Origin of the sequence: Streptomyces sp. NBC_00285 (assembly GCF_036174265.1) — a bacterium.
Taxonomy (GTDB): domain Bacteria; phylum Actinomycetota; class Actinomycetes; order Streptomycetales; family Streptomycetaceae; genus Streptomyces.
Genome location: NZ_CP108055.1, coordinates 5,981,442 through 6,003,260, shown reverse-complemented (window position 1 = coordinate 6,003,260; position 21,819 = coordinate 5,981,442). Strand labels below are relative to the sequence as shown.

Sequence of the window (21,819 nt, the reverse complement as noted above, 5' to 3'; positions counted from 1 at the left end):
CCTCCCACCGTCAACCAAGGGTTGACAGTGGGAGGGTGTCAACCTATGGTTGACACATGACAGCCAACTCCAACGTCACCTCATCCGTACGGCTCGACGACCTCATCACGGCCATCAAGAAGGTCCATGTCGAGCCCCTCGACCAGCTCCAGGACGCGGTGATCGCCGCCGACCACCTCGGCGAGGTGGCAGACCATCTGATCGGCCACTTCGTCGACCAGGCCCGTCGTTCCGGCGCCTCCTGGACGGACATCGGCAAGAGCATGGGGGTCACCCGGCAGGCGGCCCAGAAGCGGTTCGTGCCGAAGGAGTCGACGGATCTGGCGGCCGACCAGGGCTTCAGCCGCTACACCACACGGGCCCGCAACGTGGTGATGAGCGCCCACAACGCCGCCATCGCCGCCCGCAACCCCGAGGGCCGCCCCGAGCACCTCGTCCTCGGCCTGCTGGCGGAACCGGAGGGCCTCGCGGCCAAGGCGATCGTCGCCCGGGGCGTCACCCTCGACGCCGTACGCCAGGCCGCGACCGACGCCCTGCCGCCCGCCGCCGAGGAGGTCCCGGAGCTCGTCCCCTACGGCTCCGACGCCAAGAAGGTCCTGGAACTCACCTTCCGCGAGGCGCTCCGCCTGGGCCACAACTACATCGGCACCGAGCACATCCTGCTGGCCCTGCTGGAGTTCGAGAACGGCACGGGGGTCCTGTCCGGCCTGGGCGTCGAGAAGGGGGCGGTCGAGGGTGCTCTCGTCAAGGAGTTGGAGGGGTATCTGAAGGTGCAGGGGACGGAGGGCTGAGGGGCGCGGCAGGACTGAGGGGGCGGGAGGGCTGAGGGGACGGGTGCGGTCGAGGTGTTCCGCGGGAATGCTTTGTCACGGAAGGTCCGTTGTCAGACCCTCCTGGCACACTCGCAATCATGACCGACCGCTGGGCTCTCGCTCCGGCCGAGGACGGTGGCGTGGAGCTCACCGCCCTCGGTGCGGACGGGCTGCCCGCGGGGCCGGTGCGTCGGGAGGCGGACCTGGCGAAGGCCGTGCGGGGGCGGCCGGAGGTGACGCGGTGGGTGTGGCGGTCCACCACGGAGGTGTATCCGCGCCTGCTCGCCGCCGGGGTGCGGGTGGAGCGGTGCTACGACATCGAGGACGCCGAGACCCTCCTGCTCGGCCACGCCGGGCGGTCCGGCGAACCCCGCTCGGCCGCGGCCGCCCTGGCCCGGCTGCGCGGCGGCCCCGTACCGCCCGACCCGCCCCAGCGTTCCGCCGAACCGGGCGCGCAGTCACCCCTGTTCGAGCCGCAGAGCGTCCATGTACCGCTGACCGACCTCCTTGAGGTCTACGCCGACCAGCAGCGACGGCACGACGCCACCGCGCACCCCGACCGGATGCGGCTGCTGACCGCCGCCGAGTCGGCGGGGATGCTGGTGGCCGCCGAGATGAACCGCACCGGGCTGCCGTGGAGCGCGGAGAGGCACCGCCGGGTGCTGCACGAACTGCTCGGCGAGCGGTATGCCGGCGGTGGCGAGCCGCGCAGACTGGCCGAGCTCGCCGACGAGGTGTCCGCCGCCTTCGGGCGCCGGGTGCGGCCCGATCTGCCGGCCGATGTCATCAAGGCGTTCGCGCAGGCGGGCGTCAAGGTGAAGTCGACCCGCCGCTGGGAGATCGAGTCCGTCGACCACCCGGCCGTGAAACCACTGGTCGAGTACAAGAAGCTGTACCGCATCTGGGTCGCCCACGGCTGGTCCTGGCTGCAGGACTGGGTGCGGGACGGCCGCTTCAGGCCCGAGTTCCTGGCGGGCGGAACCGTCACCGGCCGCTGGGTCACCAACGGCGGGGGTGCGCTGCAGATCCCCAAGGTGATCCGGCGCGCCGTGGTCGCCGACCCCGGCTGGCGGCTCGTCGTCGCCGATGCCGACCAGATGGAACCGCGGGTGCTGGCGGCCATCTCCCGGGACCCTGGGCTCATGGAAGTGGCGGGACGCGAGACCGACCTCTACCAGGCCGTCTCCGACCGGGCCTTCTCCGGCGACCGCGGCCAGGCCAAGCTCGCCGTGCTCGGCGCGGTCTACGGCCAGACCTCGGGCGACGGACTCAAGAACCTCGCCGCGCTCAGACGCCGCTTCCCGAAGGCGGTGGCGTACGTCGACGACGCGGCCCGCGCGGGCGAGGAGGGCCGGCTGGTGCGGACCTGGCTGGGGCGGACGTGCCCGCCGGCGGTCGGGTCGGGTGACGCCGGGGAGGAGGCGGGCATGCCACAGGACGAACCGGACGCGCAGCCTGCCGAAGAGGGCTGGATGCCGGGCTACGCCTCCACCAACGCCCGTGCCCGGGGCCGGTTCGCCCGGAACTTCGTGGTGCAGGGCAGTGCCGCCGACTGGGCCCTGCTGCTGCTCGCCGCGTTGCGGCAGGCCTGTGCGGAGATGGCGGCCGAACTGGTCTTCTTCCAGCACGACGAGGTGATCGTGCACTGTCCCGAGGAGGAGACCGAGGCGGTCGTGGCGGCGATCAGGGCGGCGTCGGACCTGGCCGGGCGGCTGACGTTCGGCGAGACGCCGGTGCGGTTTCCGTTCACGACGGCGGTGGTGGAGTGCTATGCCGACGCCAAGTGATCTCCGGCGATGACCCGCGATGACCGGCGATCACCGCCAATCACCGTAAGCCCGAGTCGTCGAGCAGTGCGATGAGTTCCTGGAGCACCGTCTGCTCGTCCGTGCCGTCCAGCGCGTCCAGAGCGGCCCGCCACTGCTCGTACGCCTCCTCCGTCCTGCCCCGCTCACGCAGCAGGAGTCCGTGCTGGTGGCGGGCGAGGGCGCCGGTGTAGCGGTCGGCGCGGGCGTCCGCCCGGTGCAGCAGCTCCGCGCATTCGGCGGCGGCGCGCTCGCCGTCACCGATCAGGCGCAGGGCGCGGACCAGGCCGAGGCGGCTCTGGGACTCGCCGTGCCAGTCGCCGGGACTGCCGAGGATGCGCAGACTCTCCTCGAACTGCGCCATGGCGGCGGCCGGTTCGCCGAGGGTGAGATGGGCGTAGCCGATGTTGCAGTGCGCCGAGTGCCTTACGACCACGCTGCCGGTCTCCTCGCCGATGGCGAGCGAGCGGCGGTGCTGCTCGATGGCGGCGCGCGGGTCGGTGTGCTCGTACAGGTTGCCCAGGTTGCTGTGGGCCACGGCCTCGCCGAAGGGGTCGTTCAACTGCCGTGAACAGGCGAGGCTCTGCCGCAGTGCCTCGCCCGACTCGGCGTACCGGCCCAGGCCTTCGAGCAGCAGACCCCGGTTGTTGAGGCAGCGGCGGATCCAGGAGCCCGCGCCGAGCCGCCGCCAGATCTCCAGGGCTTGGTCGTTGAGGGTCAGGGCCTCGCCGTGCCGGCCGGTCAGGAAGTGCAGGCCGGCCAGATCGCCCAGGGCGCACGCCTCGGCCGCGTCGTCGCCGAGCCGCCGCGCCACCGTGAGGGCGGCCCGGCCGAGGATCTCCGCCTCGGCGACCCGGCCGCTGCGCTGCAGGGAGGGTGAGAGCAGACGCAACAGGGTGGAGACATGGGCGGCGGTGCGGTCGTCCGGGGTGCCCGTGTGCCGTTCGACCAGGGCGACGATGTTCCCCAGCTCCGACTCGACCCAGGCGAACGCCTTGTCCAAGGACGGGAACGGCGGGATCGCCAGCACGTGCGCCGCGTGCTCCGGGGGCTGCGCGGTGGTCGGGCGGCGGCGGTCGTCCAGGTCGAGACCGGGTTCGACGATCGCGGTCAGGGCGCGTTCGGCGACGGCGGCGTACCAGCGCAGGGCGGTGCGGGCGATGTCGGGGGCGTGCCCGGTGCCCGCGAGTTCCCTCGCGAAGTCGCGGACCAGGCCGTGCGGGGCGTAGCGGCCGTATGCCGTCTCCTCCAGGAGCGCTACGTCGACCAGGCGGTCGAGGGCGTCCTCGGCGCGGGCCTGGTCGGTGCCTTCGGTGCCGAGGAGGCGGGCGACGAGGGGGACGCCGTAGGTGGGCAGGTCGAGGGCGCCTATGCGGCACAGGGTGAGGGCGGCGTCGCGGTCGGACCTGCGGCCGGAGGCGGCGAGGGCGTCATGGGCGACGGCGAGGGAGCGGCGTACGGAGAGATCGTCGTACTCCAGGTGCCGCAACCGGTCCTCGGTGGCCGCGAGTTGGTCCGCGAGGACGTCGGGGGTGAGAGCGTGACGGGCGGCAAGGCGGGCGGCCACCACGCGGAGGGCCAGGGGGAGGCGGCCGGTGAGTTCTATCAGGGGGTGGGTGGCGTCGATGGGGGCGGTCGGGGGCGGGGTGCGGGCCGGGGTGCGAGAGGTGGCAGGGGCGTGGGAGGTGGCGTTGCCGCCGGAGGCCTCACCGTGCTGGTCGTCCCGGCCCGACAGCGCTCGCAGCAACTCCGCGCTCTCCTCCGCCGAGAGCGGGGTGAGCGGGAAGCGGTGGGCGTCGTCGAGGGCGGTCAGGGGGGAACGGCTGGTGACGATCACCGCGCAGCCGCCACCGGCCGGCAGCAACGGCCGTACCTGCGCGGCACTCGACGCGTCGTCCAGCACCATGAGGGTGCGGGTGGGCGCGAGGAGCGAGCGCAGCAACGCGGCTGCCGCGTCCGGGTGTTCGGGGATGCTGCGCGGCTCGGCGCCGAGGTCGCGGAGCAGGGCGGTGAGGGCCTGGGCCGGGGTGAGGGGGGTCATGCCCGGGGTGGCGCCCTGGAGGTTCACGTAGAACTGCCCGTCAGGGAAACGTGCCCGCAGCCCATGGGCGACGCTCAGCGCGAGTGCGCTCTTTCCGACGCCGGCCATGCCGCTGATGACCCCGACGGATGGACCGTCCTTGCGGGTGAGGGCGCGTCGAAGGTCCTCGCGGGTGGTGACGCGGCCGATGAAGTGGCCGGGGGGCGGGGGTAGTTGGGCGGGCCGGGGTGGTGACAGGGACGCCGGGGGTGATGCCTCGGTGTGGGCATGCGGCGGCCTGTGGGGGCGGGGCGCCTGGAGGGCGTGCGGGTGCGGGGGCTGGACGTCGGGGTCGGGTGGGGTGGAGTCGTGGGCCGACGGCTCGGCGTCGGGACGGGGCGCGGAGGCGGGGGTGACGGGCGGGGCATCTTCGCGCGTAGCGTCTGCGGGAGGCGCACCGGGAGAGGCCGCCCGGCCGGTGTGATGGGGCTGGCCGGGCCGGCGGGCCGCGTCCAGGTCGGCGCCCAGATCGCCAGCCATGTCGGCGGTCCTGTCGGCGGTCCGGCCTGTGCCGTCACCGGCCTTTCCTGCGCGGCCTGTTGCGCCCGGGCCACCGGTCCGGCCGCTTCCGTCAGCCCCACCCACTCCCCCGCGCAGCACCTCCACATGGGCCTCGCGGACGGCGGGGCCCGGCTCCACGCCGAGTTCCTCGACCAGGCGGCTGCGGAGGTCCCGGTGGACGGCGAGGGCCTCGGCCTGCCGGCCGGTGCGGTGGAGGGCGAGCATCAGCTGGCGGTGGTAGGCCTCGCGGAGGGGGTGTTCGGCGGCCAGCGCGGAGAGTTCGGGGACGAGGGCGTCCGGCCGGGTGGACGCGAGGGCGAGCTCGGCGTCGTAGCGCCACTCCAGCAGGAGCAGTCGCGCCTCCTCCAGGCGCTGCACCAGCGCGTATCCGGCGAGTTCGGAGGGGACTCCGCTGAGCGGCGTGCCGCGCCACAGCGCGAGGGCCGCTGCGCAGGAGTGGACGGTCGCGGTCCAGTTCCCGTCGGCGTGCGCGGCGCGGGCCCCGGCGGCGTGACTCTCGAAGACCTGGACGTCGAGTTCGCCCGGCTCCACGCGCAGTTGGTAGCCGGGGGCCACCGCCTGGAGCCGTTCGGGGTCGTCGAGCAGCCGCCGCAGCCGTGAGACGTGGTTGTGGAGGGAGGCCTTCGCCGAGGCCGGCGGGGTGCCGCCCCACAGCGCGTCCTTGAGGGACCCGGCGGAGACGACCCGGCCGGTCTCCAGGAGCAGCGCGGCCAGCAGGATCCGCTGCTTGCGGCTGCCGACGACCCGTACGCCGGCGCTGCCATCGCCGTCGTACAGGATCGGCGGTCCGAGCAGTCCGAACCGCAGCCCCGCCTGCGGTCCGCGCCCCATCACGTCGCCCACTTCTGGCGGATTCCCGCCCTCTTCACGGCGGTTTCCCGCCAGCCACCCGACGCCTGCCCCTACCGGAACCGGCTACCGTCCCGCGGTCCCACACCGTCCGTTCCCCGTCGTCACCATCAACTTCAGGCCAATGGACGAGCAGCGAAACGTACAGGCGTTGGCCACATGTTAGCGATTTGGCGTGATCGCGACAGCGAGAGGCCCCTGACCTGCGGCGGAGCCGCAAGCCAGGGGGGTCGTCATGCCGCCTGGGCCGTCTGTGGGCCGTGATCATGGGAAACGGCTGCTCGGAAGACGTTGTCCACTGCCTTCCGGGTGCGTCCCTCGCTGCTCGGCATGAGGTGCGTGTAGACCCGGAGCGTGAAACCGGGGTCGCTGTGTCCCAGGTAGGCGCTCAGGGCCTTGATGTTCTCTCCGGCATCCAGGAGGACGGACGCGTAGAAGTGCCTGAGGGCGTGCATGCCGTGTTCGCGTGCCGCCGCGTGCCGCTGCCCCTTCTCTGGCTCGGGGATGACGCCTGCGGCGGCCAGAGCGGGCTTCCAGGCGTAGGTGTTGAAGACATCGCGCCAGACCGCGTTGCCCCCGGGCGCAACGAACAACAGCTTCTTCGTGATCGGGTCGCCGTCCGGCGTCAGCCACGGCAAAGTGACGTCGGTCGGCGGGAATCGCCGGATGTGGTCGGCCAACTCGTTCGCGACCTCTGCGGGCAGCGGCACGTCACGAACCTTGCCGCGCTTCGGGGGCGCGAACACCAGCCTGCTGCGCACCTGCTTGACCTGGAAACCGACCTGCAACCAGCCTTTCAGGAAGTCGATTTCGTCGAGCGGGAGTCCGAAGATCTCGCCCTGTCGCAGTCCGCACCCCGCCCCGAGGTCCGCCATTGCGCGGTACCGCGCGGGGAGCGCGGCCCGCACCGCGAAGGTCCGTTCAGCGGTCCAGGGCTTGACGCGAATCGGCACGGGTTGAGGCGCCTTCACCGATGCCGCCCGGCACGGGTTGAGCCGCAGAATCCCGTCATCACGGGCCGCGTTCATCACTGATGACACGCTTTCGAAGATGAGGCGGCGGTGGGTCAAGTTCGGCACCGCTTGCTTCAGTTCACCCAGCCAATCCCTGATGTGCTCGGGCTTGAACGAACCGAGCGGGCGGGAGCCGATGTACGGGTAGGCGTACAGCCGGAGCCGGGTTTCAACGGCTGCTCCGCTGTTCTCATCCGAAGTCAGGCTCTTGGCCCACTTCGCTGCGTACTGCTGGAACGTCGTCTTGGACTGTCGCGGGTCGACGTAGTCGCCGCTGTTCATGTCGGTCTCGGTCTTCGACAGCCACCGTTCGGCGAGGCGCTTCTGACGGTCGGGGAAGCTCTTGGACTTCTCGGTGCCGTCGGGGCCGATGTACCGGGCGCGGTAGCGCAGGCCGGTGCCGTGGCGGTCGGACTTAAGGCGGACGGTCTTGCCGGCCGAGTTGGTTTCGGTCTTGAACCAGCGGTCTTGGATGTGGCCTGCCATCTGGGGCGTGGTCCTTTCGGAGCATGGGACGGGGAGGGCCACGGTGTGGCCCTCCCCGGGGAGTTGGGTGGTGCGGAGTGCGGCAGGCTCAGGCCGCGTCTTCGAGGGCGGTGCGTTCGGCCTCCCACGCTCGTACGGCGGCGGGGTTGAAGCGGAGGTAGCGGCCGACGCGGAAGCCGGGGGGTCCAATGCGTTTGCGTCGCCACTGGTAGACGGTCTCGACGCTCGGGAGGCTGAACATGGTGACCAGGTCTTCAGGGGTGAGGTAGCGGTCCGGGACGCCGCCGCGCAGGAGGGCGAGCAGGACGCCAAGCAGGTCGGTCGGATCTTCGGTGGCCATGGGTTCGGTGGCTCCTCATGTCCGTCGCGGGGTTGGGCGCAGGCGGTGCGGGGCCTGCGTGTGTGTCCGAGGTGGGGATTTCTGCGTCACCCGCGTCATCTGCGTCATTCAGGCCGATGACCTGCGGGTTTGGGGTGACGCAGCGGGGTGGGGGTGCGTCACCGGTGACGCAGGCTGTTCGTCATCGGTGACTCAGATGACGAACGGTGACGCAGCGATCGGCCGTCTGCGTCACCCCTGTCCGTGCAGGTCATCCGCTGTTTTGTGGGCTTGGGTGACGCAGGTGACGCAGAACTTCCTACTTAGGAAAAAAGAGGGGGGTGTCTGTGGTGGTGCCGTGCCGCTCAGGACGTGAAGAAGGAGCCGCTGCGCGGCCGTCCTGCGCAGGGCGGCGGTGCCGCCGAACAGCAAGAGGAGCACGCCTCCGCGCGGGTGGTGCTCCTCTTGCTGTTCGGTCTGTGCCCGTTGGTCAGAACGCCTGTTGCTCGTGTTCCGGTGGGGCGGGTGAGCGGGTCATTTCGATGTATCGGCCCTCTTTGGTGCGGCCGGAGTCGATGAGGACGCCGCGGGCCGCGAGGGTGGGCTGTAGGCGTTTGAGGCGGTCGGAGAGGACTTTGCCGGTGGTCGGCCAGCCCTTGGGCAGGGGACGGAAGTCCTCGCCGGTGTAGAGGCGGGTGAGGCAGTGCAGCCACTCCGTGGACGTCATCCGCTGCTCTGCGCCCGGTTCGAGGGTGTCAGCGTGCGCGAGGACGGCCTGTGCCAACAGGTCGCCCTCGATGACGTCGTCGTTGAGGTCGTCGAGACTGGCCCGGTAGGCGGCGAGCGCTCCGAGGCCGGTTGCGGCATCGAGTTGGGCGCACAGGTGCGCGAAGTCCGCCATCCGCAGATCCGTGGGCGTCTCCGCCTGGGCCGCACGGACCTTGACCGCCAGGTCCAGGAGCGAGCCGAGCACCACGGGCAGCACTTCCGCGTACTCCGCCCACAGTTCCGCCTCGGTGCGCCGCACCCGCGGGCGTTCCAGGCGCAGGGGAAGGAGGCGTTCGGCGAGGTCGGGCCGGATGACGCCGACGTCAATACCGGTCAGGAGCAGGGGGCGGCGGTAGCCGACGCGGAACACGTCGCCGTCGGTGAACAGCGCGCGCTTGACGCTTTCGGCACCAGTGACGATGCAGCACATGGCGTCGGAGAGGTCCGGCGTCATGTGGGAGAGGTTGTCCAGGGCGGTGACCCATCCGGCCGCCACCGCCGCGATCAGGTTCTCCTCATCCTTCGGGGCGCGGCGCAAATCCCCGCTCATGCCCTCAATGATCCGCACGAGCATCCGCCCGCCGGTGGACTTGCCCGCGCCCTGCGGTCCGGTGAGGAACGGCGCGGGCACCGGTACGGACGGTCCGAGGCAGCCGATCAGCCAGGCGATGGCCAGGCATTCGGTTTCCGCGGTGGCGAAGTTGCACAGCCGCATCAGGGCATCGATGCCCTTGCCGCCTGTGTCCTTGGCGGGCAGGGGGAGTTCGCCGGTGAGCTGGGTGCGCCGCCAGCACACCTCGCGCGGGTCGGGGGTGAGGATGTCCCATCCGGTGGGATGGATACGCACCGACTGTCCGTCGTTACGCCCGAGGTCCAGCCAGGTTGCCCCGTCGAATCCGGGGGCGACGCGGATGTTCACGGCGTGCGTGTCCTCGTACAGCGCGAGCGCTTCGATCAAGTCCAACGCCTCCTTGAGTGCGGTCCCGTTGAACACGCCGACCCCGTCCTTGAACAAGCCGACCATGAGTTCCTGGCGGTGGCTTCCGGTGGTGCCCTGAGAACGCATCGGGCGGGCCACAGGGTGGCCGTTCTTCTGCGCGTACACGGTGCCGTCGGCGGTGCGGAAGTACCGGAAATGCGACTGCGCATAGTCGGTGATGACCTTGCGGGCGGGGTTCTTCTCGTCGTCCTCGGACATGGTCACAGTCCCAACCTGGTGCGGGCGTTGGTCCACGCATCCGTGCAGTGCCGGGGTGATTCGCCCTTGGCCTGCGCCGCGGTGAACAGCCGCGCGACATGGGCATCGGTGAGGCATCCGCACCCGCCGTGCGTCGAGAGCACGGCAAGGAACGTGCGGTAGACGGTCGCGTGGACCGCGGTGCGGGCCTGGGTGATGCGCTGCTCCGCCATGGCGATGCCACGGTCCAAGTAGGCGGGTGTGCGGTGGCGGCACTCCCCCTGCCCGCCCCCCAGGGGCACTGTGAACGTCTGTGACGCCCTACGAGCGGGGGACGGCTCCTTTACCAGGGCGCGCACAGCGTCCGGGAGAGCGGACATGGCGCCGGTGCCGGAACCGAGCCAACGGGCGTACGCCACAAGGGACTTGATGTCCACGCCGGGCCGTACGGCATTGGCGGACTGCATAACGCCCTGGTAGATCCAGTGCTCACCCCGGGTCGTCGGAACGATCCGGGTAGTGGGCAGGATTGCACGGGCCCACGCGAGGGCTTCCGCGGTGTCGAGGTCGACCACGGTCAGACCGGCCCCGCCCGGGTGGTAGGCCACCGCCGCCGCTTCCCGCCACGCGCGCGCCCACTCCTGGGAGCGCAGGACGGTGGGGTCGGTGGTGGCGGCGGCCCATCCGTGGCAGGGCGCCGGGCAGGTGCAGGGGCCCGGGGTCTTCATGTTCGGCCGGCCGCCGCACGCGTTGCGGGCGCAGGCAAGGCAGTTCCCGAACGGCAGCTTGCCCGCCCGCAGCGGTAGCGGGGGAACGCCGGCCGCCGCAAGGTCAAGCGCGATGCTCAGTGGACTGTTGAGGGCGCCCGGTACTCGCCGGATGTCGGTGGGTTGGGTCATGCTGGTTGACCTCCACTTGTGGGTGGAAGCAGGCGCGTCCCGGTCTTGGCGGAAGGGGTCGCGCCTGCGCTGTTCAGCGGGATTCGGGGTGCCTGTGGAGTGGGTGGCATTGGTCAGCACCGTGGTGGGTGGCGGGATCGCCACGGTGTCGGCAGGGGCGTTGGAACGTCGGCGTTGGAAACGCGAGCGGGGCCAGCAGCGCACAGAGACGCGCCGGGCGTTGTACGGCTCGTACTTGGCGGCCCTGGCCAAGGCGCGGAGTGCGTGCGGCCTGCTGGCACGGGAGACGGAGGTTCCCGTGGATCGACGCAGACGGGGTGTGTGGGAGGCATTCGAGCCGTGCGTCAGTCTGCGATACGAATTGGCGATCTCCGCGCCGTCGTCGGTCGTGGAACCGGCGGCGGAGACGTACAGCAGGCTGCAAGATCTCCTGGAGATTGTTTCGGGCGGGGCTACGGCCGACAGCGACGAGTACGCCAGAGGCCGGACGCGCTATGCCGAGGCCTACAGGGCACTGATAACTGCGATGCGGTCCGACCTGGGGGCGGAGCCCTAGCCGTGGAAGTGGTTGCGCTTGAAGATCGCTTTGCGGATGTTGACCGTGCTCCCGCCCTGCCGGCCGTGGGGCTTGAAGACCTGCACGGCGATCCAGCCGCCGAAGATCACGGCCGCGAGCGTGATGAGCTGAGTGATCAGCGCGGTCAGCGCGGTGATGAACGTGGTGAGCAGCAGCAGGCCGCCGCACACCGCGAGGAACCCCACGCCTCCGAGGGCCACGTTCACCGCGGCGCGGGAGACGGGCGGCTTGGCGACCAGCGGTTCGGGCTGTGCGGGGTTGATGGCGTAGCCGGTGACGACACGGCCGTCGGGCAGGACGATGCTCGCCACCGACGGAACCGCGTGCGGCTGCACGGCGACCATCGGCGCCGGCTGGACGATGACGGCGGGCTGGATCGGGGTCGGCTGGTGGACTTCCACGGCCCGCTCAGCGGGCGCGTGGCGAATGTCTTCGGGGTACATGTGGAATCCCTTCCGAACGTGGTTCGGGGAGGCGGGGACACCCCCTTGAGGGGGCGCGGTGGAGGGGGGTTTCAGGGGGGTGACCTGGTGTGCCTCCCCGCCTCCCCAAATCGGTGTTTCCGCTGATCAAGGCGGGGGATGTGGGGCGGGGAGCCGGTTGGGGAGTCCTCCCCGCCTCCCCGCGTCGACAGGGTGTGCCTCCCCGGGATCAGGAGGCAGAAGCGGAACCGTCCGCGTCGCGCTCGGCAAGGGCGTCGGAGACGTCCTCGGCACGGACCACCATGCGGCCGTGCGACTTCTTCGCCTCGATGCCGGCACCGTCCAGGACGCGGGTGAGGTCACCGAACGACCAGCGGCCGTACGCATCCGCGTCGAGGACGCCGAGCTTCCTGATGACGTCCTGGGTGAGCATCCGCTTCTCCCCGGCGAGCACCGTGAGGATGTCGGCGAGCGCATCACGCTCGGTACCGCGCTCGATCACGGTCAGCGTGGTGATGCCGTCGCGAAGGGCGCGGGCCCGGTCGGCGATGGCCCTGGCGGGGTCGTCGTCGATGAAGTGGGTGCGGACCGTGATGGAGGACTGGCCCTTGGGCATGTGGATGCCGTCCGAGGCGACGACCAGCGTTCCCCTGTCCAGGCCCTGGCGCAGCATGTGCGGGGCGGCCCCGTCCTCGACGGCCTTGTCCCCCAGCGCCATCTTGGCCTGCGACTCGGAGCCCAGCACGAGGGAGGCCCGGGTGTGCGCGCCCTCGCGGACCAGCTTGGGAAGGTTCTGGTCGGTGGGGTCCTGGGTGCCCTGCCACAGCAGCACGTCGACCGCGCGGCCCTGGTTGTGGATGGTCCGGGCGGCCATGAAGTACCGGCTGGTGGCCTTGGAGCCGCCGTAGGGGCGCTTCTGGTCGTCGAGGGCCGGGCACATGAACGCCTTCTGCGCCTCGTCCACCAGCACAATCAGCGGCCGGAAGACCGTACCCGGCTCGTCCTTGAGGACCTCAAGACGACGGTTCATCTCGGTGACCGCGTCCTCAAGCATCTCGGTCGCCTGAATGCAGTGGTCATCGGCGGGGCCCTCGATCAGGACGTCCGCGATGCCGTGGAGCATGGACCAGTCGCCGGCGCCCTTGAGGTCGGCGACCCAGAACTGCACCGATCGGTCCAAAGCGAGCCACAGCACCAGGGACCGCAGGGCGACGGTCTTGCCCTGGTTGGAACGGCCGGTGATGAGCAGGTGGCGCTGATACACGCCCAGCTCGGCTCCGTCGCCGCGCAGGTCACGGCCCCACGGGGCCTTACCCGTCTTGTAGTTGGCGGTCATGCTCTCGTCGGTGACCAGCGGGGACGGGCCGATCGGCTCGTCCAGCGCGCCGGAATCGGCGATCCACAGCCGCACGGTGCGGGCCGCCTCGGGGATGGTGATGTACACCTCGTGCTCGTGGCGGGTCAGGTTCTCTGCCAGCTTGCGCCGCCTGTTCTGCACCTCGTTGGTGGCCACCCCTGAGGGCAGGGTGACGTCGACCTCGACGCCGCATCCGGCGATCGTGATCGGCCCGAGCATGGAGGCGCCGGCGTCGCCCATCTCCTTGATGGCGGTGCGCAGGGCGGAGATACCGAGGTCGCGCAGGGCCTTGACGACGATGGACGGGGTGATCGGCTCCCCCTCGCCGGAACGGACGTTGGCGGGCAACGCCCACTGGGGTGCGGCCTGCTGCTTGCTGCCGACCGCCCACATGCCCAGCAGCGCCAGCAGCGGGCCGATCACGAGGGCGGGGCCCCATACGACCTGCACGATCCGGATCAGCAGGCCGATGAACTCGACCGTCGCCGCGAGAGGCGTGATGACGTCTTTGGCGTCGTGGTTGTTGATGGCCATCACGACCCCGAGCGCGACCAGGACGCCGATGCTCATGCCGACGCCGACCCCGACGCCCTTGGCCACATCCAGCGGGGAGTGCAGCAGGTCCATCCGGCGGCGGTGCCTCGCTTCGCGGAAGCGCTGCAACCGCTCCTCCCACTCCTCCGCCACCTCATAGTTCCCGGCGGCCTCGGCTGCACGGAGCATGCGTTCGTAGCGGGCACCGGTCTTGCCGTCCCACGTCCGACGGGCCACGATCCGGGACCCGTTGACTGTGTAGATGCTGTGGCGCACGACCGCGCGGCCGGTGGCCCTGGTGCGCTCGTCGGTGGCGATCCGCTTGACGGCCCGTCCGGAGCGCATCCACAGCGGTATGGGCTTGGCCGGAGCGGGCTCGGGGACCACGGTCAGCGTGGTCACGCCGGCCAGGTCGGCGGGCGGTTCGGGGTCGGGGTTCTTGTGGAGGCTGATGACGTTCTCGGACATGCTGAACGTGCTCCAGACTGCCCTGAGCAGGGCGGAAGTTGAAGAAGGAGTGCCGGGGTGGCGGGGACGGCCACCCCGGTACAACAGGTGTGTCAACGGTTCTCGCGGGCGCGGTTCTCGGCACGGCTGAGCTGCGAGGGCCTGGTACGCGGGCCCTTCACCCAGCAGAACGGGCGGATCGTGTCGGCAGCCGTGAAGGTGCGGATGGCGGCGCCGGGCGGGGCGTCGGGCAGCGGGTACACGCGGCCCCCGTCGAGGGAGGCCAGCAGGCGGGCGCCGTGATGCTCGCACCCGTCAGCCCCGGCCCCCGTCGCGTCCAGCACGCTCACCGCGACTGGCCCGACACAGGCGGTGGGGTCTTGCGGGTGAGCGGCGGGGCAACGGTCGTTCATGCTCACCACCAGCGGGATTCCTTCTTGGGCACGCGGTGCGGGCAGCCGTTGTTCATGTGGTCCAGGCACGGCGTGCACTCCTGGCGCGGCTTCAGCGCGCGGTGGATGCGCTTGTTGTAGGCGTGCTCCCAGCACTGCGGGCACTGGCCCGGCGGGGTCTCGGTGGCGGCCATGCTCACCACATCCAGCCGGACGACTTCTTGGCGGCCTTGGCGGTGGCGGCCTCGGTCACGATCCGTTGCCGCTCGATCTGCAGCGCGGTGAGTTCGGCGATCAGCCGGGTCTCGGCGGACGTCGAAACGCTGTCCATCTGCCGTTCGGCGCGAGCAGCACTCTTGCCGCGGGCCACCTGGTAGGAACCGCCGACCAGACCCCGGAGCACCTGACGGCGCTCCTGGCCGGTCAGCGGCCACATCTCACCGTTGCGGACTGCTTCCAGCTTGCGCTCCGTCAGCCTGATCTCCTTGTCCAGGCGACGGGTGTCGGGCTTGCCCATGGCGGTCAGTCCTTCCTCGGGTAGGTGTGGCCGGCGGGCGGGTAGACCGCGACGGCGCGGTCGGTGAGCAGGCCTTCCAGGACGACCTGTTCGAAGTCGGCGCCCAGCTCGGTCGCGGACTCGTGGGCGAACGCGGTGTCGGTGGCGTCCAGCAGGCGCAGGGTGCGGGCGTTGTCGTCGCCCGGCGACTCGTGCAGCACGTTCTTCACGGCTGACCTCCCTGGTCAGACACGGAAACCGGAGTGGTGGGGTAGGCGCACAGCACGCACATGCCGAGCGAGCGTGGGATGCAGTAGCCCACGTCCAGACGGCAGCCGGGGCAGGTACGGCGGGCCAGCATCGCCAGGGCGAGAGCGCCCCACTTGCGCGACGTCATCGGCCGTACCGGCAGTGCGCAGTCGACGCGGTAGAGGTAGGCGACGCGCGGTGTGCCGGCACGGCGGTTGATGCGCATGGCCTGCGCCGCGACCGGCTGACCGCCCGGACGCAAACCCTGCGCCCTCAGCTGACGGCGCGTGGCGAGCCCGTCCGGGGCCAGGCGCCACGGGTAGGTGGGGACCCCGTAGCGGGCTCCGGCAGGGTCGTAGCACTTGCCCCACGCGGCGGTCATCAGGCGACTCGCTTCCAGGCCGCGCGGAGGCGGACCTCGGAGGCGGAGTGGCCGGCCGCGCGGAAGCGGACCGCCATCTCGCGATACGACAGGGCGGGGGTCTGGCTGGTGCGGATCGTGTCGACGAGCGTGTCCAACTCGCCGTCACTGAGCGCGGGCGCCACCGATTCCAGCGCGGCGACCGGCTCGACAGCGCCCCACACGGGCAACTCCCACCGGGCTGTGACGCCGGGCGTGACGCGGTTCGTCACGCTGGTCAGTGCCCTGCCGGTGTCCTCGCCCCGCCGCGCCGTCTCCAGCGTCGACCACGCCCCCGCCAGGGTCTTGGCGGTCCTGGCCTGCACCCGTGCGACGCGTGCCCCGGCCCCCGTCACAGCGGTCAGACGGGTCTCCTCCGAGGTGGCTTCCGCCCGCAGTCGGGCGCGGGCCACGGCCGCTTCGTCGCGGGCCTCCTGCTGAATACCGCGGATCGCGTCCAGGGCGAGCGGGGTCAGCGCGGTGCGCTCCCACAGGCCATGCACGAGCCACAGGGCCTTGGCCGCGATCGGCAGCCACGCCACCGCCAACCACGCGGCGGACGCCTGGGAGGTCAGCGCGTGAGCGACCAGGAAGCCGGTGGCGACCAGACCGAACAACCAGCCCACAGCCGTCACCGTGCGGCTGTGGTCGCCCTGGGCTGCGAGACGCCGCTCGTAGGCGAGGGTGGCCAGCCAACCGCCGTCTATACCCACACCGACGACCAGAGCGACCAGCCACGGCACCGCCGCACCCAGCCACATCAGGACCACCGCGAGGGTGAGCACCATGGACACGGCCGTCATCGCGACGGCCGGCAGCACGGTCTTGGTGTTCTTGGCGCTCATGCGGCACCCCCGGACGCCGTGGCGTCGGCGGTGCGGTTGACCAGGGCCAGCCCCTCTACCAGCACCCGACGCCGCGCACGGCGGATACGGCGGGTGTCCAGCTCGGTCGGGGTGCGGTCCAGGGTGATGATCTGTGCGTCGAGCAGGTCGACGCGCGCCAGGATCAGCGGCATCTCCCGTTCGATCGCGTCCAGCTCAGCGTTCGTCGGCTCCATGAAGTCGCTGAACGCGGTAACAGCGTCCTGAACAGTGACGATGTGGTTCATTGGGTCGTGGTCTCCCTAGCAGGTGAAACGGCCCGAACAGCACCCCCGGAGTTCCAGCTCCGGGGGTGCGCGCCGTTGTGGTGGGAGCCGCACCCCAGTGGTGCGGCGGGCCGCGAGGGATGCGGCCGGTGCCCCGGGCCGGATTTGATCCGGCGCCCTTCACGGCAGGCGGCCGGGGCTGCTAGTCAGAAGCGGCGGGAGATGGTGCCGTGGTTGTCGCCCTTGACGACGGTCATGCCGTTGCCGGAGAACGTGCGCCGGCCGGTGTCCTGGCGGTCCGTGCCGGTATCGCCCTCGTGGATGTCGCCGTTCATGGCCACCGGGCCCGTGCTGCCCGAGATGACCGTGCCGCCGATGTCGCCGGTGTGGTCGCCGTTGACGGTGACCGTGTTCTTGCGGGCCATGTCTGCTCCTTGAGTGAGGGCCGGCCGGTGGTGGCCGGAGTGCCCCGGGCCGGATTCGATCCGGCGCCGTCGCGGCCCCGCCGCTGCGCGGCGGGTCCGAGGCGAGAGCGGGCGGTCAGCGCTGGACCACGGGGCGGGCCATGTCCCGGTGCGTGACCGTGACCTGGTGGCCGTCCGTGCGCAGTCGCTCCGCCAGCGCGAGAGCGAAGGTGGGTGCCCGGTGCCGTCCGCCGGCGCATCCGTCGGCGACGGTCACGGTTCCGGCGCTGGGACCGGAGGCGAATGCGGCAACGGCGGTGGCGGTGGCCCCTACCAGGTCCGTGATGCCGGGCGTGCCCAGCACAGCGGCGCGTACCGGGGCGTCGGCGGCGGTCATGTACCGCAGCTCCGGCGACACGTGCGGGTCCCGGAAGTGGTGGCGCAGGTCGATGGTCAGATGCGCGGCCGGCGCCGCCGCGTGCAGGTAGCCGAACGAGACGATCTCTACAGCAGCCATGAGGACTCCAGGAAGACGAAGAGGGTTGTTCCGGCTCCCCTCAACGCCGCTCGTACGAGACGAGCAGCGGAGGCAACCGGCGCAGCTCTTGAGCTGCGGAACGGTGAGACATGCGCGGTCACAGCCGCGCGGCCGTCTTTTCGACTCGGGGAGACGGGGCCCACATGTTGAGTTGTCAACCAATGCGTACTCACTTCGTACTCACCCCTGCGGGCTTTCCTCCGGGCACATCCATAGACTGGACCGGTGGACCGGTGGACCGGTCCAGTCAAGCGGTACGGTTTCGGCTTTGTCGACATACAGAGCATCACTGCTGCTCAGGGAACCGAAAGAGCATCAAAAAAGCTGAACCGGTGGACCGGTCCAGCTTCTTTTTGGGTAACGCAGGCCTACATCGCATAGGTCTCCACCTGCTCATAGTGAGGGGATGGCGTGACTCCCTCTTCGCATACGAGCGGACGCCCCTGCTGGTCGTACGCGGTGTGCAGGATGACAGCAACCGCCGTTGCCTCGGGCAGCGCCAAGTGGTGGGCCTCGTGCTCTGTCGCGAGCCGCACCGTAGTCACATCCACTCCCTCCACCGGATAGCGACCGGTCTGGCGACGAACGTAGCGAGTCGTCCCTTCCGCGATGGGAGCGGTCTGCGCAAGCCCCGGGGAGGCTTCCGCGATATCCGGCGGGAACCAGGCTTCCGCGTAGCTGTGCGGACTCCCGTCCGGGAGCCGGTGGAGTCGGATGCGGCGCAGTGCGACGACTCCCGAATCCATGCGCAGCGCGGCTGCCACGCGCACCGGGGGTTCGGCCCAATCCGGCTCACCGACCCTCTCATAGGGCATGCCCCCAGAAATGCGGGCGGATCCCGCCCGTCGGGCACCCGCAGGCCGGGCAACAGGAGCGTTCGTTACGACGAACCCCGTTCCCTGCTTGGCCACCACAACACCGTCGCTGCGCAGCACGTCCATCGCCTTGATGGCCGTCGCACGCGACACCGACCACTGTTCAGCGAGGTCGCGCCCGGACGGCAACGGCTCATCCGGCTCGAACTCGCCGGCGGCGATCCGCGCGCGAAGCGACTCCGCGATCTCCTCGTACTTCAGTAGGGCCATGACTTCCCTTCCGACACTTCGGGGGTGGACTGGTCCACCGGTACACACGATACTGCTGTCATGTCGAATCGCGAACTGGCCCCTTCTGTCCTGCGCTTTTACGGTGAGACCGTGAACGAAGGCAGCCGCCTGCGCCGCTCGGCGGACGGTCGTCTCGAACTGGCCCGAACCAAGGAGCTTCTACGTCGCTTCCTCCCGCCGGCCCCCGCGCGCGTCCTGGACGTGGGGGGCGGTACCGGAGTGCACGCGGAGTGGCTGGTGGAGGACGGGTACGACGTGTCCTTGGTAGACCCTGTGCCCCGCCATGTTGAGCAGGCATCCGCTGTGTGCCCAGCGTCGCTCGGGGACGCCCGCGAGCTGGACGCGGCGGATGACAGCTACGACGTCGTGCAGCTACTCGGCCCGCTCTACCACTTGCCCGATGCCGACGACCGCCGGCGGGCACTCTCAGAGGCCCGACGCGTCGTGAAGCCGGGAGGGTTGGTAGCCGCAGCAGCGATCAATCGCTACGCCTCGCTCTTCGAGCACGTCACCTACGCCCACCTCCACACGGAGCGCATGCACGACGCAGTCTCTAAAATCCTCCGAACTGGGGTGCACGACGGCGATCACTTCACCCTGGCCTACTTCCACCGCGGCGAGGAACTTGCCGAGGAGCTTCGGGAATCAGGGCTCAGCGACGTGCAGGTGTTCGGCATCGAAGGCCCGGCATGGTCACTCGTGAAAGCGGTGGAACAGCAGCCTGGCGACGGCCCCACAGCCGATCTGATCACGTCCGCCATGACCGCCGCACGAATGGCTGAGCCGTACCCGGAACTACTCGCTGCCAGCTCACACTTGCTCGCGGTGGGCCGGGCTCCGACCTCCCGGCCTACCGAGGGCGTGAGCAGTTCGTGATCAGTGTGCCAACCAACAGCGTTTCCGGTTGGGTCGCACAGCGACCGGCACGGTTGAGTATCACGGATTCGTGGACCGCACGCCGCCCCTCTTTATGACTCCCCTTCGCAACAAGAGAAATTCCCTCATTCAGAGGAATCAGGATCCGCTCCCTGATTGTCGTCACGGCGCTCGATCCTCACCGTGCCGAGCGGCCAGGAGATCCCCGGATTCTTGCGCCGTCTCCAAAAGTTGAGCCTGTAGCGCCCAAAAATAAGGACAAATAGGCAAGAAAGAACTGCGGCGAGAAAAATGAGGTATCCAGCCCACGTTCCATTCTCGCCATGAGACGCTAGAGCCTGGAACGGCTTTAGCAGGACGCCAAGGAATCCAGTCGCCGTGACCCTATTTGCGATGTTCAACGTGTCATCAATCGCAGGCAGGCCCAGAAAAATAGCCACGATAAGCGCGATTCCAGCTAGCACGTTGGCACGCTTCGCGGACTTCTCCGATTCAGCGGCCGCTACAAGCTGCTGGAGTTGGTCAACACTTTCCAATACATGACCATAGAGCCTATCCGCCCGCCAATCTCTAAGCAGTCTATCTGCTAGATCCATCGCGGTGCCGTGAGAAATCGCCGAGTCCCGATATTCACGGAGCCCGAAAATTGCTTCACGCTGAATTTCGCGTACTTGACGGATACTGCCGTCTGCAACCCCCACCCGTCGGTCCAGCAAACGTATTTGCCGGTACTGAAGGAGGGCGCTTTCGAAAATCACTAGTCTCTGAAGGTGTTGAGCAAACTCCCCACCATTAGGACCCGGCCAGCGCACCTCAAGAGACGAGGACATGTTGCAGTAAAGAGAAGTGGCCCGGGTGAGGGAACAGTCTTCTGGAATCATACTTTGGACAGCTTCAGGCCGAACCTCACCTACGTCAATTGATCGGGAAATTGCGTTTTTTAGCTCCCGGTCATGATGCGATCTGAAGGATTCCTCTGAATTACAGCAACCCACCCTATCGATAAAAGCAGCGGGGTAACAGAACCAATCTCCCGTGGTCTTACTTTTGATTACATTGGTAATGGCTTGATGATATAGGTCAAAAAGGTCAGAGATCGACACCGGAGTGCCATGTTGAACCAATCTCCATCGCACGCCTTCCTCTGACTCTTCCTCCCAATCTCCCTCTAGGTAAGGTTCATAACGCCTTCCGTAGGCAGCCGCGAGGACCGGTTCTGCGACTCGCGAGGCGACTACGACCTCAGACGATCCGAAAGACATTTCGCGATACTGATCGACCGTGATATCGTCCGGCATCCTCAAAGCCACGGTCAATTGCATAACGCCTGAGCGATGAATCAAGAGAAGTACATCGACGCGAGTTCCTTCATCCATGTTCCCCGGCGACCTAGCTTGGCCACCGTTGAGGAGATGCAGCCATTGCCCTGCGCTGCGAAGGCGCAGACGCACGTAAGGTTCACTCACAAGGTACGGAATTCGCAAAAGGTCCTTCTCGATATGATGCTGAATCGCATTGATCGATTGATATTCAGCAACGGACCTTTCGATAAATGAAATGCTCTCCGCAAGTGTTTCCGCAACGGATGGATTTGAATCACCCGATGAACTATTTGAAGAACTAGAGTGGCGCCGAAAGAGAAGCCATCTCAACATTCTTACAGTCCAGATAGGATGCCTTGCCATCCATCGAAGCAAGCGATTCTCTCGTAGTGCTTCTGACAACTGGTGAAGTGCGTTGGAGTGATTCAGCAAACGCACTAGACGCCTATATCGGTGAGCGACACGCACCTCACCGTCCCGGGGCGATACGACCGTCTCAGCAATTCCGGATTTCAAAATTCTGTCAGCAGCCTTATGGATGTCGATAGGCCGGGCCGCATCAAACGAATAGATGAAGTAAATGACTCCCTCACCCCAGACCGCTTCATGGTCCGACTGTGTACTCATTAAAGAGACCCCCTATAGTCACCTTTAACTACCCTCACCTGGGGCACTATCACGCCCCGCCTGCTCTTTGCGTTTCGATCTCCACCTAAGGATGACGACGAGGAGGCAGAGTATCGAGAATCCGCCAAATAGATACACCCACGGGGATTCTGAATCCAACTGGAGCAAAACGGATGTCAATAGACACGCCGAAGAAATAACGGCAAGGCTTATATTCTCCCAGCCAAACGCGCCACTCTCTCTCGCTATTCT

At 68.8% G+C, this 21,819-nt stretch carries 22 protein-coding genes; 4 read left to right on the top strand and 18 right to left on the bottom strand.

Going from position 1 to position 21,819, the window contains the following annotated elements:
• Nucleotides 1-56: 56 nt before the first annotated feature.
• Entirely contained in the window at nt 57-791 is a 735-nt protein-coding gene (locus OHT57_RS27600) for a Clp protease N-terminal domain-containing protein (protein ID WP_328749204.1), read from the top strand.
• Nucleotides 792-910: 119 nt separating this feature from the next.
• Entirely contained in the window at nt 911-2,599 is a 1,689-nt protein-coding gene (locus OHT57_RS27595) for a bifunctional 3'-5' exonuclease/DNA polymerase (RefSeq protein ID WP_328749203.1), read from the top strand.
• Between the two features lie 40 nt (nt 2,600-2,639).
• Here the strand turns inward: OHT57_RS27595 and OHT57_RS27590 are convergent, their stop codons facing one another.
• From OHT57_RS27590 to OHT57_RS27570, 5 genes are all read right to left on the bottom strand, one after another.
• Entirely contained in the window at nt 2,640-6,050 is a 3,411-nt protein-coding gene (locus OHT57_RS27590) for an AfsR/SARP family transcriptional regulator (protein ID WP_328753346.1), read from the bottom strand.
• A 251-nt stretch (nt 6,051-6,301) separates the two neighbouring features.
• Entirely contained in the window at nt 6,302-7,567 is a 1,266-nt protein-coding gene (locus tag OHT57_RS27585) for a tyrosine-type recombinase/integrase (protein WP_328749202.1), read from the bottom strand.
• An 88-nt stretch (nt 7,568-7,655) separates the two neighbouring features.
• Entirely contained in the window at nt 7,656-7,907 is a 252-nt protein-coding gene (locus OHT57_RS27580; RefSeq protein ID WP_328749201.1) for a helix-turn-helix transcriptional regulator, read from the bottom strand.
• A gap of 469 nt (nt 7,908-8,376) precedes the next feature.
• Entirely contained in the window at nt 8,377-9,852 is a 1,476-nt protein-coding gene (locus tag OHT57_RS27575; protein ID WP_328749200.1) for an ATP-binding protein, read from the bottom strand.
• Between the two features lie 2 nt (nt 9,853-9,854).
• Complete coding sequence (locus OHT57_RS27570; protein ID WP_328749199.1) at nt 9,855-10,730, bottom strand: bifunctional DNA primase/polymerase; 876 nt, start codon at nt 10,728-10,730, stop codon at nt 9,855-9,857.
• A 103-nt stretch (nt 10,731-10,833) separates the two neighbouring features.
• On the opposite strand from OHT57_RS27570, the gene OHT57_RS27565 reads away from it, so the two are divergent.
• Entirely contained in the window at nt 10,834-11,286 is a 453-nt protein-coding gene (locus OHT57_RS27565) for a hypothetical protein (protein ID WP_328749198.1), read from the top strand.
• Here OHT57_RS27565 and OHT57_RS27560 read toward each other — a convergent pair.
• The 12 genes from OHT57_RS27560 to OHT57_RS27505 all read right to left on the bottom strand — a co-directional run bounded on the left by OHT57_RS27560 (nt 11,283) and on the right by OHT57_RS27505 (nt 18,721).
• Nucleotides 11,283-11,750 carry a hypothetical protein gene (locus OHT57_RS27560; RefSeq protein ID WP_328749197.1) on the bottom strand — a complete coding sequence of 156 codons (468 nt, stop codon included), beginning with the start codon at nt 11,748-11,750 and terminating at the stop codon, nt 11,283-11,285. The two genes, OHT57_RS27565 and OHT57_RS27560, sit on opposite strands and share 4 nt — an antisense overlap.
• Before the next feature lie 208 nt (nt 11,751-11,958).
• On the bottom strand, nt 11,959-14,088 hold the full coding sequence (locus tag OHT57_RS27555; protein ID WP_328749196.1) for an FtsK/SpoIIIE domain-containing protein: 2,130 nt from the start codon (nt 14,086-14,088) through the stop codon (nt 11,959-11,961).
• Nucleotides 14,089-14,180: 92 nt separating this feature from the next.
• Entirely contained in the window at nt 14,181-14,480 is a 300-nt protein-coding gene (locus OHT57_RS27550; RefSeq protein ID WP_328753345.1) for a hypothetical protein, read from the bottom strand.
• 2 nt (nt 14,481-14,482) lie between these two features.
• Nucleotides 14,483-14,653: a pRL2-8 gene (locus tag OHT57_RS27545; protein ID WP_328749195.1), complete on the bottom strand. Its 171-nt coding sequence runs from the start codon at nt 14,651-14,653 to the stop codon at nt 14,483-14,485.
• Nucleotides 14,654-14,655: 2 nt separating this feature from the next.
• Nucleotides 14,656-14,976, bottom strand: a complete 321-nt coding sequence (locus OHT57_RS27540) for a hypothetical protein (RefSeq protein ID WP_328749194.1) — start codon at nt 14,974-14,976, stop codon at nt 14,656-14,658.
• Between the two features lie 5 nt (nt 14,977-14,981).
• On the bottom strand, nt 14,982-15,185 hold the full coding sequence (locus OHT57_RS27535) for a hypothetical protein (protein WP_328749193.1): 204 nt from the start codon (nt 15,183-15,185) through the stop codon (nt 14,982-14,984).
• Nucleotides 15,182-15,586, bottom strand: coding sequence for an RRQRL motif-containing zinc-binding protein (locus tag OHT57_RS27530; protein ID WP_328749192.1), 405 nt, complete (start codon nt 15,584-15,586; stop codon nt 15,182-15,184). Before OHT57_RS27530 ends, OHT57_RS27535 begins: the two co-directional genes overlap by 4 nt.
• Nucleotides 15,586-16,449 (bottom strand): protein spdB, encoded by an 864-nt coding sequence (locus OHT57_RS27525; RefSeq protein WP_328749191.1) that lies wholly within the window; start codon nt 16,447-16,449, stop codon nt 15,586-15,588. Before OHT57_RS27525 ends, OHT57_RS27530 begins: the two co-directional genes overlap by 1 nt.
• Nucleotides 16,446-16,715, bottom strand: a complete 270-nt coding sequence (locus tag OHT57_RS27520; protein ID WP_328749190.1) for a DUF6284 family protein — start codon at nt 16,713-16,715, stop codon at nt 16,446-16,448. Before OHT57_RS27520 ends, OHT57_RS27525 begins: the two co-directional genes overlap by 4 nt.
• 185 nt (nt 16,716-16,900) lie before the next feature.
• Nucleotides 16,901-17,119, bottom strand: coding sequence for a hypothetical protein (locus OHT57_RS27515; protein ID WP_328749189.1), 219 nt, complete (start codon nt 17,117-17,119; stop codon nt 16,901-16,903).
• 115 nt (nt 17,120-17,234) lie between these two features.
• Nucleotides 17,235-17,615 carry a RapZ C-terminal domain-containing protein gene (locus OHT57_RS27510; RefSeq protein WP_328749188.1) on the bottom strand — a complete coding sequence of 127 codons (381 nt, stop codon included), beginning with the start codon at nt 17,613-17,615 and terminating at the stop codon, nt 17,235-17,237.
• 389 nt (nt 17,616-18,004) lie between these two features.
• Complete coding sequence (locus tag OHT57_RS27505; protein ID WP_328749187.1) at nt 18,005-18,721, bottom strand: GntR family transcriptional regulator; 717 nt, start codon at nt 18,719-18,721, stop codon at nt 18,005-18,007.
• Nucleotides 18,722-18,781: 60 nt separating this feature from the next.
• Between OHT57_RS27505 and OHT57_RS27500 the strand changes: the two genes are divergently transcribed.
• Entirely contained in the window at nt 18,782-19,618 is an 837-nt protein-coding gene (locus OHT57_RS27500; RefSeq protein WP_328749186.1) for a class I SAM-dependent methyltransferase, read from the top strand.
• A gap of 125 nt (nt 19,619-19,743) precedes the next feature.
• Here the strand turns inward: OHT57_RS27500 and OHT57_RS27495 are convergent, their stop codons facing one another.
• Nucleotides 19,744-21,567, bottom strand: a complete 1,824-nt coding sequence (locus tag OHT57_RS27495) for a hypothetical protein (RefSeq protein ID WP_328749184.1) — start codon at nt 21,565-21,567, stop codon at nt 19,744-19,746.
• Nucleotides 21,568-21,819: the final 252 nt, after the last annotated feature.

Coding starts and splice junctions, on each gene's coding strand:
- OHT57_RS27505 (WP_328749187.1), bottom strand. CDS start 18,721: ATGGCCCTACTGAAGTACGAGGAGATCGCGGAGTCGCTTCGCGCGCGG.
- OHT57_RS27525 (WP_328749191.1), bottom strand. CDS start 16,449: ATGAGCGCCAAGAACACCAAGACCGTGCTGCCGGCCGTCGCGATGACG.
- OHT57_RS27575 (WP_328749200.1), bottom strand. CDS start 9,852: ATGTCCGAGGACGACGAGAAGAACCCCGCCCGCAAGGTCATCACCGAC.
- OHT57_RS27550 (WP_328753345.1), bottom strand. CDS start 14,480: ATGAACGACCGTTGCCCCGCCGCTCACCCGCAAGACCCCACCGCCTGT.
- OHT57_RS27520 (WP_328749190.1), bottom strand. CDS start 16,715: ATGAACCACATCGTCACTGTTCAGGACGCTGTTACCGCGTTCAGCGAC.
- OHT57_RS27545 (WP_328749195.1), bottom strand. CDS start 14,653: ATGGCCGCCACCGAGACCCCGCCGGGCCAGTGCCCGCAGTGCTGGGAG.
- OHT57_RS27510 (WP_328749188.1), bottom strand. CDS start 17,615: ATGGCTGCTGTAGAGATCGTCTCGTTCGGCTACCTGCACGCGGCGGCG.
- OHT57_RS27570 (WP_328749199.1), bottom strand. CDS start 10,730: ATGACCCAACCCACCGACATCCGGCGAGTACCGGGCGCCCTCAACAGT.
- OHT57_RS27555 (WP_328749196.1), bottom strand. CDS start 14,088: ATGTCCGAGAACGTCATCAGCCTCCACAAGAACCCCGACCCCGAACCG.
- OHT57_RS27500 (WP_328749186.1), top strand. CDS start 18,782: ATGTCGAATCGCGAACTGGCCCCTTCTGTCCTGCGCTTTTACGGTGAG.
- OHT57_RS27540 (WP_328749194.1), bottom strand. CDS start 14,976: ATGGGCAAGCCCGACACCCGTCGCCTGGACAAGGAGATCAGGCTGACG.
- OHT57_RS27585 (WP_328749202.1), bottom strand. CDS start 7,567: ATGGCAGGCCACATCCAAGACCGCTGGTTCAAGACCGAAACCAACTCG.
- OHT57_RS27590 (WP_328753346.1), bottom strand. CDS start 6,050: ATGGGGCGCGGACCGCAGGCGGGGCTGCGGTTCGGACTGCTCGGACCG.
- OHT57_RS27560 (WP_328749197.1), bottom strand. CDS start 11,750: ATGTACCCCGAAGACATTCGCCACGCGCCCGCTGAGCGGGCCGTGGAA.
- OHT57_RS27495 (WP_328749184.1), bottom strand. CDS start 21,567: ATGAGTACACAGTCGGACCATGAAGCGGTCTGGGGTGAGGGAGTCATT.
- OHT57_RS27515 (WP_328749189.1), bottom strand. CDS start 17,119: ATGGCCCGCAAGAACACGGTCACCGTCAACGGCGACCACACCGGCGAC.
- OHT57_RS27530 (WP_328749192.1), bottom strand. CDS start 15,586: ATGACCGCCGCGTGGGGCAAGTGCTACGACCCTGCCGGAGCCCGCTAC.
- OHT57_RS27600 (WP_328749204.1), top strand. CDS start 57: ATGACAGCCAACTCCAACGTCACCTCATCCGTACGGCTCGACGACCTC.
- OHT57_RS27580 (WP_328749201.1), bottom strand. CDS start 7,907: ATGGCCACCGAAGATCCGACCGACCTGCTTGGCGTCCTGCTCGCCCTC.
- OHT57_RS27595 (WP_328749203.1), top strand. CDS start 911: ATGACCGACCGCTGGGCTCTCGCTCCGGCCGAGGACGGTGGCGTGGAG.